Source organism: Aminobacter carboxidus (genome assembly GCF_014863355.1).
GTDB lineage: Bacteria > Pseudomonadota > Alphaproteobacteria > Rhizobiales > Rhizobiaceae > Aminobacter > Aminobacter carboxidus.
In genome coordinates, this window is record NZ_JACZEP010000003.1 from 448,051 (window position 1) to 464,878 (window position 16,828).

The 16,828-nt window shown below is 63.2% G+C and carries 13 protein-coding genes; 7 read left to right on the forward strand and 6 right to left on the reverse strand.

All coding sequences use genetic code 11. From position 1 onward, the window contains the following. Nucleotides 1–12: 12 nt before the first annotated feature. Nucleotides 13–2,490 carry a GcvT family protein gene (locus IHE39_RS14010; RefSeq protein WP_192566871.1) on the reverse strand — a complete coding sequence of 826 codons (2,478 nt, stop codon included), beginning with the start codon at nt 2,488–2,490 and terminating at the stop codon, nt 13–15. 208 nt (nt 2,491–2,698) lie between these two features. On the opposite strand from IHE39_RS14010, the gene IHE39_RS14015 reads away from it, so the two are divergent. Then, entirely contained in the window at nt 2,699–3,358 is a 660-nt protein-coding gene (locus IHE39_RS14015; protein WP_192566872.1) for a dihydrofolate reductase family protein, read from the forward strand. A 50-nt stretch (nt 3,359–3,408) separates the two neighbouring features. Here IHE39_RS14015 and IHE39_RS14020 read toward each other — a convergent pair whose 3' ends face one another. The 4 genes from IHE39_RS14020 to IHE39_RS14035 all read right to left on the reverse strand — a co-directional run bounded on the left by IHE39_RS14020 (nt 3,409) and on the right by IHE39_RS14035 (nt 8,950). Next, nucleotides 3,409–4,191 (reverse strand): DeoR/GlpR family DNA-binding transcription regulator, encoded by a 783-nt coding sequence (locus IHE39_RS14020; protein ID WP_192566873.1) that lies wholly within the window; start codon nt 4,189–4,191, stop codon nt 3,409–3,411. 77 nt (nt 4,192–4,268) lie between these two features. Continuing rightward, complete coding sequence (locus IHE39_RS14025; RefSeq protein ID WP_192566874.1) at nt 4,269–6,692, reverse strand: GcvT family protein; 2,424 nt, start codon at nt 6,690–6,692, stop codon at nt 4,269–4,271. Between the two features lie 77 nt (nt 6,693–6,769). After that, on the reverse strand, nt 6,770–7,726 hold the full coding sequence (locus IHE39_RS14030) for a PDR/VanB family oxidoreductase (protein WP_192566875.1): 957 nt from the start codon (nt 7,724–7,726) through the stop codon (nt 6,770–6,772). Nucleotides 7,727–7,750: 24 nt separating this feature from the next. Continuing rightward, the gene (locus tag IHE39_RS14035) at nt 7,751–8,950 is read right to left on the reverse strand and encodes an aromatic ring-hydroxylating oxygenase subunit alpha (protein WP_192566876.1); all 1,200 of its coding nucleotides are present in this window, start codon (nt 8,948–8,950) and stop codon (nt 7,751–7,753) included. Between the two features lie 103 nt (nt 8,951–9,053). Between IHE39_RS14035 and gcvA the strand changes: the two genes are divergently transcribed. From gcvA to IHE39_RS14060, 5 genes are all read left to right on the forward strand, one after another. Further along, nucleotides 9,054–9,938: a transcriptional regulator GcvA gene (gene gcvA / locus IHE39_RS14040; RefSeq protein WP_184770943.1), complete on the forward strand. Its 885-nt coding sequence runs from the start codon at nt 9,054–9,056 to the stop codon at nt 9,936–9,938. A 134-nt stretch (nt 9,939–10,072) separates the two neighbouring features. Beyond that, nucleotides 10,073–11,128, forward strand: a complete 1,056-nt coding sequence (locus tag IHE39_RS14045; RefSeq protein ID WP_184770946.1) for a GlxA family transcriptional regulator — start codon at nt 10,073–10,075, stop codon at nt 11,126–11,128. Nucleotides 11,129–11,410: 282 nt separating this feature from the next. After that, complete coding sequence (locus tag IHE39_RS14050) at nt 11,411–12,949, forward strand: FAD-dependent oxidoreductase (RefSeq protein WP_192566877.1); 1,539 nt, start codon at nt 11,411–11,413, stop codon at nt 12,947–12,949. After that, complete coding sequence (locus IHE39_RS31075) at nt 12,937–13,146, forward strand: tautomerase family protein (RefSeq protein ID WP_184770950.1); 210 nt, start codon at nt 12,937–12,939, stop codon at nt 13,144–13,146. Before IHE39_RS14050 ends, IHE39_RS31075 begins: the two co-directional genes overlap by 13 nt. Nucleotides 13,147–13,211: 65 nt before the next feature. Beyond that, complete coding sequence (locus tag IHE39_RS14060; RefSeq protein WP_192566878.1) at nt 13,212–13,901, forward strand: RraA family protein; 690 nt, start codon at nt 13,212–13,214, stop codon at nt 13,899–13,901. Nucleotides 13,902–13,939: 38 nt separating this feature from the next. On the opposite strand, the gene IHE39_RS14065 is transcribed toward IHE39_RS14060, so the two are convergent. Further along, the gene (locus IHE39_RS14065; protein WP_192566879.1) at nt 13,940–15,031 is read right to left on the reverse strand and encodes a LysR family transcriptional regulator; all 1,092 of its coding nucleotides are present in this window, start codon (nt 15,029–15,031) and stop codon (nt 13,940–13,942) included. Between the two features lie 74 nt (nt 15,032–15,105). Between IHE39_RS14065 and IHE39_RS14070 the strand changes: the two genes are divergently transcribed. Further along, complete coding sequence (locus IHE39_RS14070; protein WP_184770954.1) at nt 15,106–16,704, forward strand: ABC transporter substrate-binding protein; 1,599 nt, start codon at nt 15,106–15,108, stop codon at nt 16,702–16,704. The last annotated feature ends 124 nt before the right edge of the window (nt 16,705–16,828 follow it).

Below are 16,828 nucleotides of genomic sequence, written 5' to 3' on the forward strand. Positions count from 1 at the left end.
GATGGTGGCTGTTCAGGCAGCTTCGCGCAGTTCCGTGCTGTCGGCCTTCACCCGTTCGGACTTCGGATCATAAGGCGCCTTCAGATGAGCCGTCGCGGTATGGCGTTCGCCGGCAAGGTCGATCTCGAAGCGACCGCTTTCGATGAAGTCCTTGTCGACCCCGGCTTCGCTGTGAAGCAGGCCGAGCGCCACCGAGCGGCCAAGCGTGTGGCCGTAAGAGGCCGAGCGCACCTCGCCGACCGGCTTGCCGTCGCGCAGGATCAACTCGCCGCCCCACAGCATCGGCGCTGCGTCGTCGAGCGTGAATTGCACGATGCGGCGGGTAAGCTTGCCCTTTATCTTTGCCGCGACCAGCGCGTCCTTGCCGATGAAGCCGCCAGGCTTGTCCATCGACACGGCGAAGGCCAGGCCGGCTTCGTAAGGGGTGATGTCGGGCGTAAGTTCCCGGCTCCAGGCCCTGAAGCCCTTTTCGATTCGCAGCGCCTCGAGTGCGTAGTAGCCGCAGTCGGCGAGGCCAAGGTCGCGGCCCGCCTCGTGCAGCGCCTCGTAGACACCGACGGTGAATTCGGTCGGCACGATCAGCTCCCAGCCAAGCTCGCCGACATAGGTCATGCGGTTGGCGTAGGCTGTCGCGTAGCCGACATCGATCTCGCGGATGGTGGCGAAGGGGAAGCCGGCATTGGACAGATCGGCTGAGGTCAGCTTTGCCAGGATATCGCGCGACCTTGGCCCCATCAGCGCCAGCACCGAATAAGACGAGGTGACGTCGGTCAGCGTGACATGGGCGTCCTCGGGGATGTTCTTCGCAATCCAGTCCGCATCATGCACTGCCTGGGCCGAACCGGTGACGAGCAGGAACTTGTCGCGGCCGAGCCGCATGACGGTCAGGTCGCTTTCATAGCCGCCACGCTCGTTGAGCAGGCCGGTATATATCGAGCGGCCGATCTCGGCGTCGATGTCGGCAGCGCAGATGCGATTGAGCACTGTGGCCGCGTCGCGGCCTTGCACCATGATCTTGGCGAACGAGGTCTGGTCGAAGATGCCGGCGGCCTCGCGGGTGGCTTTCATCTCGCGCTTCACCGCCTCGTGCCAGTTCTGCTTGCCGAAGGAGTATTCGATCTCGGGCTTTTCGCCCGGTCCAGCGAACCAGTTGGCGCGCTCCCAGCCCATCTTGGAGCCGAAGCTGGCGCCCTTGGCGGCGAGGCGGTCGTAGAGTGCCGAGCGGCGGAATGGCCGCGCCGTGTCGAGCTCGCGGTTCGGCCAGGGCATGGCGTAGTGCAGACCGAGCGTTTCCTTGACGCGGTCATGCAGCCAGCGCGGATTGTTGTTGAAGCCGGCAAAACGCCTGATGTCGACCGGCCACAAATCCATGGTCGCCGCACCATTGACGATCCATTCGGCCAGGGCCCGGCCGGCGCCGCCGGCGCTGGCGATGCCCATCGAGTTGAAACCGGCGCCGACGAAGAAGTTCTTGAGCTCCGGTGCTTCGCCGAGGATGAAGTTGTTGTCGGCGGTGAAGCTCTCTGGGCCATTGTAGAATTTCTTGACCTCCGAGGTCTCCAACTGCGGCACACGCACCAGCGCGTTCTGCATCAGGATCTCGAACTGGTCCCAGTCGTCGGGCAGAAGCGCGAATTCGAAATCGTCGGGAATGCCCTTCATGCCCCACGGCTTGGCTTCGGGTTCGAAACCGCCCATGACCAGGCCACCGACCTCTTCCTTGAAGTAGATGTAACCGTCGGGGTCGCGCATGACAGGCAGGTCCGGATGCACGCCCTCGATCTTGCCGGTGACGATGTACATGTGCTCGGCCGAGTGCAGCGGCACGGTGACGCCGCACATCGCGCCGACCTTGCGCGCCCACTGTCCGGCGCAGTTGACGACGATCTCGGCCGCGATGTTGCCCTTGTCGGTCGAAACGCCTGTGGCGCGGCCGTCCTTGGTCTTGATGCCGGTGACGCGGACACGTTCGATGACACGCGCGCCGCGGTTGCGCGCGCCCTTGGCCAGCGACTGGGTCAGGTCGGTCGGGTTGGCCTTGCCGTCGCCCGGCAGCCAGACGGCGCCGGCGAGGTCGTCAATGGCCATGACCGGCCACAGGTCCTGCGCCTCCTTGGCCGAGATCACTTCAATGTCGACACCTTGCGCGCGGGCCGACGCCGCGGTGCGCTTCAATACCGTCATGCGGTCAGCACTGCGCGCCACCGACAGAGAGCCGCAGTTCTTCCAGCCCGTGGCGAGACCCGTCTCGGCCTCGAGCTCGCTGTAAAGCTGGGTCGAGTATTTGATCAGGCTGGTCATGTTGGCATGGCTGCGCAACTGCCCGACGAGGCCCGCCGCATGCCAGGTGGTGCCGCCGCTGAGTTGGCCCTGCTCGAGCAGCACGACGTCGGTCCAGCCGAGTTTTGTCAGATGATAAGCGACCGAGCAGCCGATGATGCCGCCGCCGACGATGACGACGCGTGCCTGCGTCGGGAATTCCTGCGCCATGATGATGAGACCTCCCAAAGGTGATGACGTCACCATATCGCTGTTGCAACAAAATGCAACATTAAATGCAACAAACAGCCACATTGCGTTTTGATGCCCGGGAAAGGCGGACGCTGTGGCCATCAATTTTTACGCGGTGCTGTCGGAACGTGTCACGTTCGAACGTCTTCAAGACGTAGAGCCGGCTGGGGCGATGAAGGAGAGCGACATGAGAAAGATCGTTGTGGGTGTGTTCATGAGCCTGGACGGCATCATGCAGGCGCCGGGCGGACCCGATGAGGATCCGATCGGCGGCTTCAAATTTGGTGGCTGGGCCGCGCCCTATTTCGACGAAACGATGACCGAGGGGGTGGGCGAGATGTTCGCCAAGCCGTTCGATCTGCTGCTCGGGCGCAAGACCTGGGACATTTTCGCCGCGCACTGGCCCTATGTCGATGCCGACGACCCCATCGGTCCGCTGTTCGATCGCATCAACAAATATGTGGCGACCCGCAACCCGGACCTGAAGCTCGGCTGGCAGAACAGCCATTCGCTCGGTCCCGACGCGGTCGCTGCCGTGCGCAAGCTGAAATCAGAGGACGGGCCGGACCTGTTGACCCAGGGTTCGACGGATTTCCTCAAGACCCTGCTCGCGGCCGACCTCGTCGACCAACTCAACATCTCAATTTTCCCGCTGGTGCTGGGCAAGGGCAAGCGCCTGTTCGGCGATGCCGCCATGCCTTCGAAACTGAAGCTGGTGTCTTCGAAGGCTTCCGGCACCGGCGTGACGGTCAACAAATACGTCCGTGACGGCGACATTGTTACCGGCTCGTTCGAGTTCGAGACCCCGACCGATGCGGAACTGGAGCGGCGGCGGAAGCTGACCTGATCGTCAGGCAGGGCCAGCGGAGCGGCAGCCTTGCTGTTCCGCCATGTCAGCTATTCGCCGACTATCACCTTCGGTCCCTTCCGCTCCAGCGCCTCGACCATCGCTGCAGGGGGAGGGGCGTCGACGATGACACCGGCAGCGAGTTCGAAGCGCTGGATGCGCAGCGGCGTCAGCCGGCCGAACTTGGAGCTGTCGAGCACGAAGTAGGCGCGGGCGGCGGTGGCCGCCATGCGCGAGCGCTGTTCGGCACCGTTGCGGGTGAAGTCGGTGATCTCGCCGTCCGGCGACAGCGCACCGCCCCCGAGGAAGGCGATGTCGATGCGGAAGCGGCCGACAGCGTCGAGCGCGTCGATGCCGACCGCGGCTTCCTCTAACGGGTCGATCTCGCCGCCCAGCATGTGCACGCGCACATGCTGCTGGCGGCACATATGCAGCGCGATCGTCAGGCTGGTGGTGCAGATGGTCAGGTTCTGCTTGCCTGCGAGCGCATGGGCCACCGCAAGCGTGGTGGTGCCGGAATCGAGGAACACGACCATGCCGTCCTCGACCAGTGCGGCTGCGGCCCGACCGATGGCTGCCTTGCCGCCGGCATTCTCCTGGCTGCGCAAGGTGAGCGCCGGTTCGGTCGCTTCGAACAAGGTCGCGCCGCCATGGACGAGGTCGAGCTGGCCGCGCTCGGCGAGGTGTTTCATGTCGCGGCGGATGGTCTCGCGCGAGACGTCGAAAAAGGCGGCAAGCTCGGTGATGCCGACCGAGCCGTCGGCGGCGAGCCGCCTCAGGATCTCGTCGTGGCGCCGCGGCGCGAGCGCCTTGTGGTTTTGCGAGTCGGACATGACGCCAATGTGGCGGCATAGCAGTCACATTGGCAAGCAGATGTTGCAATATGTGGCATACGGAGCTTGTCGCCACATCAGATTCGGACGCGTTCCCCCGCGGGATCGTAAACACAGCGCTCGACGACCGTTGCCCGGCTGCGGCGTCCGAAGGCTTCGACCTCGATCTCCTTCAGCGCCATGTCGTCGCCCTTGAGATAGCCGAAGACCAGCGATGCGCCTGTCGTGTGGCCGAAGTCGCCGCTCGTCGTCATGCCGACGACGCGGCCATTCACCGACATCGCCTCGCCGCCATAGACCGATAGCGGCTCATCGAGCTTGAAGCAGGCGAGCTTGCGGGTCAGGCCGCGCTCCTTCTGCGCCACAAGCGCATCACGACCTTGGAAGTCGCCCTTCTTCATCGACACGGCAAAGCCGAGGCCGGCCTCCAGCGGCGTGTCGTCCGGCGTGATGTCGGCACCCCAGTAGAGATAGCGCTTTTCCATGCGCAGGCTGGAGATCGCCTTGTAGCCGACGTCGGCGATGCCGAACGCCGCGCCCGCGTCTTTCAGCACCTCGTAGACATAGGCCGTATATTCAGTGGGGATGTGCAGCTCCCAGCCGAGCTCGCCGACATAGGTGACGCGGGCGGCAAAGACCGGCGCCCAGCCGACGCGGATCTCGCGGCAACTCATGTAGGGGAATGCTTCGTTGGAGATGTCGTGCTCGCTGACCTTGGTCAGCACCTGGCGCGCCAGCGGCCCGCACAAATTGATGACGCCGTAGGCCCCGGTCACATCATGCACCGAAACCGCGCCGTCGCGCGGCATGTGGCGGCGGATCCAGCCGCCGTCACGGGTGCCGAAGGCAGACCCCGTGACAACATGGAACCTGTGTTCGCCCTGACGCATGATGGTGAGGTCGGCCTCGATGCCGCCGTGCCTGTTGAGCAGTTGGGTGTAGACGACGGCGTTGTCGCCCTTGTCAACATTGGCGGCAGCCAACCACTGCAGATAGGACAATGCGCCGGTACCGGAGACCTCGAACTTCGAGAAGGATGACTGGTCGACCAGCGCCACCCCCTCACGCACGATCCTGTGCTCGCGGCCGATGACTTCGGCGTAGGGCGCGCGTTCGAAGGTTTCGAGCGGCGGCTTGGCCTCGCCGGCTTTCAGGAAATAGTTCGGCCGTTCCCAGCCGAACTTGACGCCGTTGACCGCACCTTTCGCGGTCAGGGTCTGGTAGAGCGGCGAGCGGCGCAGCGGGCGGCAGGCGGAGCGTTCCTCTTCCGGCCAGGCGATGGCGTAGTATTTCGAATAGGCTTCGATGGCGCTGTCTCGGAGATAGGCCAGCCCGCCATGCGGCTTGCCGAAGCGGCGCAGGTCGAAGGCCCACAGGTCCATGCCGGGGTCGCCTTCGACGATCCAGTTGGCCATGGCACGGCCGGCACCGCCCGACGCCGCGATGCCCGAGGTGAAGCCGCAGGCGACGTAGAAGTTCTCATAGTCGCCGGCAAGGCCCATCACCGGCTCGCCGTCGGCCGAGATCGGAATCGGGCCGTTGACCACGGCGCGCACGCCGAGTTCGCCGAGGATCGGGATGCGGTTGGCAGCACCTTCGATGACTTCCGAGATGCGTTCGAGATCGTCGGGGAACAGCTCCTGGCCGAAGCTCATCGGCAGTTTGCCGAGCCCGTAGGCAGCGCGCGTTTCCTTTTCCCAGCCGCCGATCGCCATCGCGCCCGGTTCCGGCTTGACGTAGAAATTGGCATCGGGGTCGCGCAGCGTCGGCAGGTCGTCGGGTACGGCAGGTGACTTCTCGGTGACGAAATATTCGTGCTCAACGACGGTGATCGGCAGGTCGATGCCGGCGAGTTCGCCGAACTGGCGCGCCCAGAGGCCTGCGGCGTTGACGACGATCTCGCAGCCGACATCGCCATCAGCAGTCTTCACCGCGGTGATGCGGCGATCCTTGATGGCAAGGCCTGTGACGGTGACGCCCTCGACGATGCGCACGCCGCCCGCACGCGCGCCTTTGGCGTAGGCGTGGGTCAGCGAATAGGGATCGACATGTCCGTCCGAGGCGATCCAGGTCGCACCGCGCAGATCCCTGGTGTCGACAAGCGGGAACAGCCGCTTCACCTCGTCGGGGCCGACCAGTTCCATGTCGAAGCCGTAGCTCTTGGCAGCCGTGTGCGCCCGCTTGAGCTCTTCCCAGCGCGCGTCGGAGGCGGCGAGGCGCAGGCTGCCGACATTCTTCCAGCCGACGTCCTGGCCGGTCTCGGCGCCGATCCTGGCGCACAGGTCGGCGCTGTACTGCATCAGGCGGGTCAGGTTCACCTTGCTGCGCAGCTGTCCCATCAGGCCGGCGGCATGCCAGGTGGAGCCCGCCGTCAGCACGTTCTTTTCAAGCAGCAGCACGTCTTTCTCGCCCGCCTTGGCGAGGTGATAGGCAATGCTGGTGCCAAGGGCACCGCCACCGACGATGACGATCCGGGCGTGCGAAGGGACTTTGCTGGACATGCTTTGACTTTCCGAGTGGTCTCGCGGTTGCGAGGCGAGTTCAGGTTCCTTCAGCCGGCTTTCGCCCGGCCGATTTGTCAGAGGTCGAGGGTCAGGCTTGCAGAGCGGGCGCGCGAACAGCAGACGGTGAGGAATTCGCGGCGCTCGTCGTCGGTGAGAGCCTGGTCGCGGTGGTCTGGTTCGCCGTCGAGATAGGGAACCATGCAGGAGCCGCAGATGCCCTGCCGGCAGCTGGTCGCTATGTCGTGGCCGGCTGCCTTGAGTGCGGCGAGCAATGTCGTGCCCGCCGGCACGTCGATGACCGCGCCGCTCGATGCAATCGTCACCTGGAACGATGTGTCGCCTTCGACGATCATGGCTTCGGGCGCAAAGCTTTCGACATGCACCTGCTCGCGCGGCCAGTTTTCTGTTGCCTTGGCGAATGCCTTGAGAAAGCCAACCGGGCCGCAGGCATAAGCGTGGACGCCGTCCGCCGCCTCGCCGACGAGTGCCGCCATGTCTGGGCGTTTTGCCGGGTCGTTGCCGTCGAGGTGAAGGGCTGCGCGGCCGGCCTTGACCTCTTCGAGAATGAACTCGCGGAACGCTGTTTCTTTCAACGAGCGAGCACAGACATGCGCGAAGTAGCTCGTCTTGCTGCGCTTGAGATAATGGATCATCGCTATAACAGGCGTGATGCCGATGCCGCCGGCGATGAGGATATGGTGCCTGCCATTCTCGACGAGCGGAAAGCCGTTGCGCGGCGGGTCGGCGCGCACCACGACGCCGCGCTCGAAAGCCTTTGCCACCTCTATCGAACCGCCTTCGCCGTGCTCCTCGCGCTGAACGGCGATCCAGTATTCGTTCTTGTTCGCCGGGTCGCCGCACAGCGAATAGCAGCGGGCGCGGCCACTCGGCAGGCGGAAATTGAGGTGCGCGCCGGCCTGCCAGGCCGGCAGGCGCTCGCCATGTGGCGAGACCAGCCGATAGGCCGAGACCCTTGCGGTGAGCGTCCTGATTTCTGCGACCTGCAGCAGGATTTCCGGCCTGGAAAGCATGGTGTGGCTCCTGTCTTGGGAGGATCAGGCGCCCATCTGGCGGGCGTACCACCTGACGTAGCGGTCGACGTTCTGCTCCTTCAGCGGCGAGTAGGGTCCGGGCTGGAAACCCGGCGAGGTTATGCCGATCCACTGGCGCCGGCAGATTTCCCAGTCTTCCGACATCACCTCGTCGTGGAAAGCGGCGACCTTCTCGGGATCGTAGTCGCGGCCCTCGACCGCGTTCTGGTCGACCAGCCAGTAGCCGCGCACGATGGTCTTGGTCGGCGACACCGGGGTGATGCGCACGGTGTGGGCATAGTCGGAATTGGCGTGGCACCAGAAGTTGATGTTAGTGTTGGCGCGTGCCGTACCCATGTCGGGGTCTAAGAAACCGGCCATCAGCACGTCGCAGACCAGCTGCCCGTCGGGGCTTTCGGTGACCATGCCCTTGCGCACCGGCGTGCGGTTGGCACGAAACCACTCGGCGGTGTAGTCGGACGAGGTGTTGACGCGGGCCGTGTCGAGACCAGCCTTTTCCCAGCGGATGGCGCAATCGGCGAGGCGCTCCGATATCTCGTCGGTGAGGTCTGGATTGTCGTTTTCGGTGTCGTACTGCACCGATACATAGCCGTGGTGATTGGCCTCGCAGTGATAGCACTCGCGGTTGTTCTCAACGACGAGCTTCCAGTTCAGGTCGAGCTCGTAGTCGCGGATCAACGCAATCTTGGCGCGGTTCATGCCTTGTGACTTCAGGATCGGCGACAGGTGGTCGCGCAGCTCGTGAAACGGCGAGGGCGTGTCGGAGAGGTTGACGAAGATCAGCCCGTCGAACTCCTCGGCATGCACGCGCTTGAGGCCATGCTCGGCCTTGTCGAAGTCCTCGCCCATCATCGGCGCGCCGATAAGCTGACCGTCATGGGCATAAGACCAGGAATGATAGGGGCAGACCAGCCGCGTTGCCTTGCCCTTTTCCTTGGTACAGATGATCGAACCACGATGGCGGCAGACATTGTGGTGGGCATGCACCTTGCCGTCGCGATCGCGCACCACCACAACCGGCGCGGCGCCGACAGTGAGCGTCATGTAGTCGCCCGACTTGGGCAGCTCGATGGAATGTCCGGCGAAGAACCAGTTGTTGCGGAAGATCCGCTCCTGCTCTTCGGCGAAGATTTCGGCGTTGATGTAGAAGTCGCGTGGCAGGCCGTAGCCCGGCCGATAGCCATTGAGCCAGTGAACGTTCATTGCGGCGCCTCCCAGTGCTTGCTTGAGGCGGATTAGAATTGTTCTTGTCTGCGCCCGCAAACGCGATTACCTTGGGGGAAGGCCAAGAAAAACTAATGGTGCCATGGCAACTGCCCGACCTCCGCTGAACTGGCTCCGGGCATTCGAGGCCGCCGCCCGGCTTGGCAGCTTTGCCGGCGCTGCCAGCGAGCTCAACGTCACCCCGTCGGCGATTTCCCAGCATATCCGGGCTTTGGAACTGCGCCTCGGCAAGGAGCTGTTCGACCGCCATGCCAATGGCGTCAGACTGACTGACCGCGGCCGCATCTATGCCGAAGACCTCGGCCGGGCCTTTGCGCTGATCGACGAGGCAACCGCCAAGCTCGCCGGGCGCGGCACGCGCGAGATGCTGGTCGTGCATGTGCCGACCTCGTTCGCCAGCCAGTGGATCGCGCCGCGGCTCGACCTGTTTCGCGCCCAGCATCCGACCATCGATCTCAGGCTGACAGCGCTCGACCACGGCGAGGGCAAGGTCGACGCGGCGATCGAGTTCGGCTGGGGCAACTGGCCAAAGCGCGAAGCGATGCTGCTTTTGCGCGACGAAACCTTTCCCGTCTGCGCGCCGAAATATGCCGAGACATTGAACTCGCCTGAAGACCTCAGGGCTCGCGACCTGCTGCATGTGCCGGGCTATGACGAAGACTGGGATACTTGGCTAGCCCATGTCGGCGTCACCGGCATCGACACCTCGGCCGGTTCATTCTTCGACCAGTCGATCATGGGCATTCGTGCCGCGGTCGAAGGCAAGGGCGTGTTGCTCGGCAGGACGGCGCTCATCGAACGTGAGCTTGCGAGCGGCCTGCTTGTCGCGCCTTTCAAACAGCGTCTGCGCGGTGCTGGCTCCTACTGGTTCCTGACCACGCCGCAAAAGGCGAATACACCAAAGGTGAGCGCATTCCGTGACTGGCTGTTGTCCATGACTGCACCTGCCGCGACCGTCGGAGACTGAGCCCGGATCATCTCCGGCGGTGGCCGCCACAAATTGCAATGTTGCATTTTGTGTTATTTTGCGCCAATTTGTGACCCGGCGGTTTTTGGCTGTGGAGTCGAGCTCCCGCCTGCCGTATGCGCCGGGAGGGCCACATGAACGCACCGAGCAAGCCCACGGTCTTCGATGTCGGAGCCCGTTGGCCAGGTGGCGGCCTGGTCCAGCGCCAGGCGCTGCGACATCAGGCGGCGCAAGCGTCGGCCGGGTTCTCCATCCTGCTCTTGCAGGGCTTTTCCCAGCTCTGCCTGTCGTCACTGGTCGAGCCGCTGCGGCTCGCCAATGCGCTGTCTGGCACCGAGCTGTTCCGCTGGAAGCTCGTCAGCCTCGACGGCCGCTCGGTGGCGAGCGCCAGCGGGATTTCGGTCGAGGTATCGGGCAGTTTCGCCGAGGCCGCGAAGGCGCTGCCGTTCGAGTCGCAGGCGGCGGTGGCGATCTGCGCCGGGGAAGGAGTGGAGCGGCATGGCTCGCAGGATCTGCGCGCCTGCCTGCGCCGCATCGCCCGGGCCCAACTGCCGGTCTATGCCTTGGGTACGGCGACGTGGCTGCTCGCCGATGCCGGCTTGCTCGGTGATGCCCGCTGCACCATCCACTGGGGCAAGATGGCGGCTTTGTCCGAGACCTTCTACGACCTTGCCATCGACGATGCTCTGTTCGTACGCGACGGCCAGATCATCACCTGTGCCGGCGAACTGGCTGCCTTCGACCTTGCCATCGACATCGTGCAGGAGCGCTGCGGTACCGAGCTGGCGCGCAGCATCTGCCAGCATGTCACCGCCGACCGCTGGCGTGACGGTGCTTCCTGCCAGTCGGTGCCGCCGGGCCTGCGCTATGGCAGCACCGGCAAGAAGCTGCTGCGCATCATCCAGCTGATGGAAAAGCACATCGAGGAGCCGCTGTCGCTGGAGGAGATCTCGGTCCAGGTGTCGTTGTCGCGGCGCCAGATCGAGCGACTGTTCGAGCGGCATCTCGCGACGACGCCGTGGCAGCATTATCTCGGCCTGCGCCTCGCAAAGGCGCGCCAGCTGATCGAGCTCACCGCGATGCCAATCATGGACATCGCGGTCGCTTGCGGCTTTGTTTCGTCATCGCATTTCTCGAAGAGCTTTCGTGACCATTTCAAGGTGCTGCCCAGCAAGGTCCGCGCGGCATAGCCGCGGCCCGAGGCACGACATTGACAGCTGAATTAATCAGTGTGGCTGATTAATGGTCTAAGATTTGCAATTTGCCGATCAATCCTTCGCGTTGCTAAAACCTGAGCGCCGCATAAGAGGGGCGTGCGGTCGGCAGCAAGACAACCAGTGGACAGCTCATATGTCCCACGGCCAGTTTTCATCACCTGAGAATTTTCAAGTTCGCTGACACATGTGCCGCGATCCATGCCTCTGAAGTGTTCGAGACAAACGCATTGATCGGCGTTGGAAAGTTGGCGGACCATGAGCGAACCATCTGTCGAGATGCTTGAAGGCCGCACCTTCGACGTGCTCGTTGTCGGCGCCGGTGCCAATGGTTCCGCAACGGCCGAGGCGCTGGCGATTGCCGGCTATGCGGTGTTGCTGGTCGAGAGATCGGATTTTGGTAGTGGCACAAGCAGTCGCTCGAGCCGGATGCTGCATTGTGGTTTTCGGTCGCTGGAGGGTGCTGCCGGCAAGTCGTTATGGCAACATCTGACGCAACTTCCCGATAGGCTGGCGCTGTTGAAAAGCGCGCGCGAACAGCTTGCGGCGCGTGCCGATTTCGTTGGCGCCATGCCGCACAGGGTCCGACCGGTCACCATCGTCATGCCGCTGTTTCGCGGTGGCGTTGGCGGTATGCAGATGGACACAGCTGCTGCGCTTTTGGCGTTGCTCGGCACCGGCGGTATCCCGCTCGACTACAAGCGCCTGAAAGCCGATAACCTTGACGACTTGCCGTTCGCCGAATGGCTGCTGCCGCGCCATGATCTTGCCGGGGTGGTGACATTCCGCGATTACGTCTTCGACTGGCCGGAACGCGTTTGCGCCGACCAAGCTCTGGCAGCAGAGCGCCTGGGGGCTGAAGTTCGCAATTACACCTCTGTCAACGCATTACGCCAGATGCCTGATGGCCAGTGGAGCGCCACGCTGCGCGACGAGATGAACGGAGCCGAGGCGACGGTTGCCGCGCGAATGGTGCTCAACCTGGCCGGACCGTGGATCGACAGCGTGACGGGCCTGGTATCGGCGGAGACGCCGCAACGCATCGCGGCCAGCAAGGGCGTCCAGATCGGCGTCGCGCTGCCTGAGCGATACAAGGACCACGGGCTGGTCGCGGCGACGGACAAGGGCGCGTTCGTCTGCATCCCAAGTCAAGGGCTGCACCTGATCGGTGCCACCAACAGCAAGTTCACAGGCGATCCATCCAAGGCAGCAGCGACGGATGCCGAGATCAACGACTTGCTTGCGCGTGCAAATGCGCTGTTGCCGGGCATTGGTCTGGACCGCTCGGCGGTGTGTTATGCCATAGCTGGCGTCCGTCCGGGCAGCCGGGGCTCGTCGGGCCGGATTGTGCACGATCATGCGGCCGATGGTTTACCCGGACTTGTTTCGGTGACGGGCGGCACTGTCGCGACGTCTCGCCAGACCGCCAAGTCGCTACTCAGGCTGGTTGTCCAACAGCTCAAGGTATCTCGCCCGAAGGCTGGAAGTGCGCCCCCCAACGTGCTTGAAGCGGGACGCGGCGCCGCTGACGCAACGGCATTTGCCGCTGAGCATGCCAGGACGATAGCCGATGTCGCTCTGCGTCGAACCGGTGAGGCCTGGTCGACCGATTTCAACGAACAAACAATTCAGGACATCGCAGCTTCACTGGGCGCCAGCAACGGCTGGGATCAAGCCCGCATCGCCAAGGCCATATCAGACTTTCGCGCCGAACTGGCCGAACTCTACCGACGCGACCTCGGGTCGGTCTCTTCACCGCAAACAGACATCAGCAGGAGTACAGCATGCCCTTCGTAAGGATCGAACTCTTTCCCGGCCGCACGCGCGAGCAGAAGGCCGCAGCTGCCAAGGCCGTCACCGAGGCGTTGGTCAATACGCTTGGCGGCATGGGACCCCAGTCCGTCTACATCACCTTCTGGGAGATGCAGCGCGAGGACTGCGCTGTGGGGGGGCTGCTGAAAGACGAGCCGGCGGCCCCGTCGAAGGGGCCGTAATCGGCAACGTAAGAACATCTTCGCCGGCCAGGTTTGGCCGGCGTTTTGCTTGAAGGGGACGACAAATGACCGAAGAGACGCATGGTTGGGGTTTCAGGGTACTGAAGCGTTTGCACAAGGTGGATGAAGCGATGGTCGAGCTGTTTCGTCAGCTTCCGGTAGCCATCGTCAGCGATAGCATGTCGCGTATGGCGGCAGGCGGTAGCCGTATCCGGCCGATGCATGCCGGTGGCAGTTTTGCTGGTCCGGCACTGACCGTGAAGACGCGGCCTGGCGACAACCTCATGGTGCACAAGGCGATCGATCTCGCCGAACCGGGCGACGTGCTGGTGGTCGACGCAGGTGGTGATCTGACCAATGCGATCATCGGCGAGATGATGGCGGCACATGCGGTCAACAGAGGGATCGCCGGCATCATCATCAATGGTGCCATCCGCGACAGCAAGGCGATTGGCGAGGCCAGCTTTCCGGTCTATGCGGCCGGCGTCACCCATCGCGGCCCCTACCGCAATGGTCCTGGCGAGATCAATGTCGAGGTTTCGATCGACGGCATGGTCATCTGTCCGGGCGACCTGGTCATTGGCGACGATGACGGCATTCTTGCCGTGCCGCATGGCGACGCCGGCGCCCTCTATGCAGTGGCAGCGGCGAAAAAGGCTGAGGAGGATGTGGTCATGGCCAAGATACTCAAGGGCGCGAATGATCGCTCCTGGGTCGATGCGGAATTGGCGTGCACGCTCTGCCGTTTCACATAAGGGGACCGCTCTCCTTGCCTGCCGGCATGTTTTGGTCGTCAGGCAATCTCATCCTCCGGTTCGATCAGTTGGCCTTTGGCTGCGGCGCGCAGCGCGGTCTTGATCAGACGGATGATCTCTATCGAGGCCGGCGGCAATATTCTGCCGCGACGCTTGATGATACTGACGTCGCGCCAGACGGTAGGCTCGACAAGCTGACAGAACCGCAGGCTGCTTTCGGGTTTCGGGGCAGACAAAGCGGGCGTGGTCGTAACACCTAGCCCCGTTTCTATCATCGCCCAGAGTGTTGAATTGGTCGAAACCTCATAACGCGGCAGGCGGATGGATTCCGGCAGGTTCGGGATCTGCTCGAGCAGCGGGGCAGTTGCCGTATCGACACTCAACCCGATGAAATCCCAGCCGGCGAGCTCTGCCCAACGGACCGGGCCGCCGGTCTGCGCCAGCGGATGATCGTGGCGGGCCAAAAGGCCAAGCTGATCCCGAAACAGCGGCGTGAATTCGAGCTCCGCGTCCTCGCGCTCCTTGCTACCGACACCGAAATCGACCTCGTTCTGACGCACCCTGCGGCGGACATCTGACGAATTTCCGTCACGTACGCGCACGTGGATATCGGGATTGCGGTCGGCCATATCCTTGACAATGTCCGGTAGCACCTTGGTGGCTATGGAATAGACCGAGGCGATCGCAACGCGCCGTCGACGCTGGTGCGCGGTGGCGCGGATATCCTGGATGGCGATATCGAAGTCGCCGACGATCTTTTCGGCAATGGGCAGGAAGTCGCTGGCCTCAGGCGTCAGCGTCACGTTGCGGGTCGTGCGGTCGAACAGGCTCGCTCCAACCATGTCTTCGAGCTGTCGTATCGCCATGGTCAGAGCCGGTTGCGAAACATGCAGATCGACGGCAGCGCGGGTAAAGCTCTTGTACCTGCAGACGCTCAAAAAAGAGCGGATATGCCGAATGCTGACTGTGTAGATGGGAGAGTTTCGAGGCGCTGTGGCCATATTGATTCGTCCATCTTCGATAAATAAGTTTTGCTGATTAATAGACGAGTTTTTCAGATTTGAATATCCAATCGCGCTGTTTGATAGTGGTCTCGGTCCTGGATGAAGTGGCGCCGGATTGGTCCGCATGAGGCTGCATCCACGAACCTAAATACAAAAACAATCGAGCTGGGGAGAGCGAGATGGAATTGGGGAGGAACAACATGTTTCGTTTGAAAATGAAGGCGCATGCAGCGAGCATCGCGCTTATTGCGCTTGGCGCGGTCATCGCATCGGCGCAGGCCCCGGCCTGGGCTGCGACGGTCACAATCGGCTCGGAAGCGGCGCTGCCGCCGCTCGATCCGCAGCGTACCACCGGCAGTGTCGGGCTCAGGATTGCAGGCGCTATCTTCGATACGCTGATCCGCGAGGACCTGTCCAAGGGCGGCTCCGGCGTCCCCGACATCGCGCCGGCTTTGGCTGAGTCATGGAGCGTTTCGGATGACGGCCTGACCTATACGTTCAAGCTACGCAAGGGCGTAACCTTCCACGACGGCACCGCATTTGACGCCCAGGCGGTGCAGACCAATTTCGACCGGCTGCTGAACAAGGAATCGGCTGTCTTCGACGAGCGTGCCAGCAGCACCATGGCCTTCCTGACGCGCTGGATCGCCAGCTCCAAGGCGGTCGACGCCGAGACCTTCACCTTGACGCTCAAGGAGGCGTTTTCCGGGCTTCCGCGCTTGCTCAGCGACCGCAGCATGTCGATCATCTCGCCTGCCGCGATGGAGAAATACAAGGGTGACGAACTGGGCTTCCATCCGGTTGGAACCGGCCCGTTCAAGCTTGCCACGCTGGAGCAGGGGCAGGCCCTGACGCTTGCCCGCAATGACGGCTACTGGCGCGGCACCCCCAAGGTCGAAACGCTGGTTTTCAAGGCCGTGACCGACCCGACCGCTCTTGCCATCGCCATGCAGACCGGTGTGATCGATGTGATCCCGAGCGCCAGCGCCGAGCAGGTGACCCAGCTTTCGGCCGAGCCGGACCTCAAGGTGCAGTACACCGATGCGGCGAACTTCTACTTCATTCGCCTCAACATGAAGGCCGAATACACCAAGGACGCCCGCTTTCGTCAGGCGCTGAACTACGCGGTCAATCGCGACTTCATCGCTGCCTTGTTCGGTGGACAGGCTGTACCGCGCGGCGGTCCCGTGCCAACAGGCAACGAGATCACTGCACTCGCGGCGGGCACCGTCAAGGAATACAATTACGATCCGGAAAAGGCCAAGGCGCTGCTTGCCGAGATCGGCCTGAAGGCACCGGTGACGCTCAAGGTGCTCGCGCCGAACAATGGCCCGGGTTTCGGTCTGTCGCCGCAGTTGATGACGCTCATTCAGCAGGATCTGGCGGCGGTTGGCGTCGACCTGCAGCCACAACTGCTCGAGTTCACGACCATGATCTCGACCGAGCGTCCGGGCTATGCCGACGATGTCCACGGCTCCTATAATGGCTGGGTCACGGGTGCCGGCAGCGCCTATGTCTTCGAGCGCCTGTTTGCGAGCTCGCAACAACCGCCCAAGGGCGTCAATCGCGGCTGGTACCAGAACGCCGATGTCGACGCCAAGCTGGCCACAGCCCGCAGCGAGCGGGACGAGGCCAAGCGTGCTGCGCTTTATGTCGATGCCGCCGCCAAGGTGGCGGAGGATGCGCCGTACCTGTTCCTCTATCAGGATCGCCTGCCGCGGGTCATCCGCAGCAACGTCAAGGGCATCGAAGCCGCAGCGTCGGTCTATATCGACTTCTCGCAGGTCTCTGTCGACTAGGGCCTGTTTCATCCCGAAGGAAATCGGGATGCGGCTTCAACTTCTGGTCCGAGCATGATCCCGGCGTAAAACCGTACGCGTTTTGCGGGATCATGCTTCGACCGTCATTTCACTATTTTTGCAA

Excerpts from the sequence above, each read along its gene's own strand:
- IHE39_RS14010 (WP_192566871.1), bottom strand. The coding sequence starts at position 2,490 with ATGGCGCAGGAATTCCCGACGCAGGCACGCGTCGTCATCGTCGGCGGC.
- IHE39_RS14015 (WP_192566872.1), top strand. The coding sequence starts at position 2,699 with ATGAGAAAGATCGTTGTGGGTGTGTTCATGAGCCTGGACGGCATCATG.
- IHE39_RS14020 (WP_192566873.1), bottom strand. The coding sequence starts at position 4,191 with ATGTCCGACTCGCAAAACCACAAGGCGCTCGCGCCGCGGCGCCACGAC.
- IHE39_RS14025 (WP_192566874.1), bottom strand. The coding sequence starts at position 6,692 with ATGTCCAGCAAAGTCCCTTCGCACGCCCGGATCGTCATCGTCGGTGGC.
- IHE39_RS14030 (WP_192566875.1), bottom strand. The coding sequence starts at position 7,726 with ATGCTTTCCAGGCCGGAAATCCTGCTGCAGGTCGCAGAAATCAGGACG.
- IHE39_RS14035 (WP_192566876.1), bottom strand. The coding sequence starts at position 8,950 with ATGAACGTTCACTGGCTCAATGGCTATCGGCCGGGCTACGGCCTGCCA.
- gcvA (WP_184770943.1), top strand. The coding sequence starts at position 9,054 with ATGGCAACTGCCCGACCTCCGCTGAACTGGCTCCGGGCATTCGAGGCC.
- IHE39_RS14045 (WP_184770946.1), top strand. The coding sequence starts at position 10,073 with ATGAACGCACCGAGCAAGCCCACGGTCTTCGATGTCGGAGCCCGTTGG.
- IHE39_RS14050 (WP_192566877.1), top strand. The coding sequence starts at position 11,411 with ATGAGCGAACCATCTGTCGAGATGCTTGAAGGCCGCACCTTCGACGTG.
- IHE39_RS31075 (WP_184770950.1), top strand. The coding sequence starts at position 12,937 with ATGCCCTTCGTAAGGATCGAACTCTTTCCCGGCCGCACGCGCGAGCAG.
- IHE39_RS14060 (WP_192566878.1), top strand. The coding sequence starts at position 13,212 with ATGACCGAAGAGACGCATGGTTGGGGTTTCAGGGTACTGAAGCGTTTG.
- IHE39_RS14065 (WP_192566879.1), bottom strand. The coding sequence starts at position 15,031 with ATGCGGACCAATCCGGCGCCACTTCATCCAGGACCGAGACCACTATCA.
- IHE39_RS14070 (WP_184770954.1), top strand. The coding sequence starts at position 15,106 with ATGTTTCGTTTGAAAATGAAGGCGCATGCAGCGAGCATCGCGCTTATT.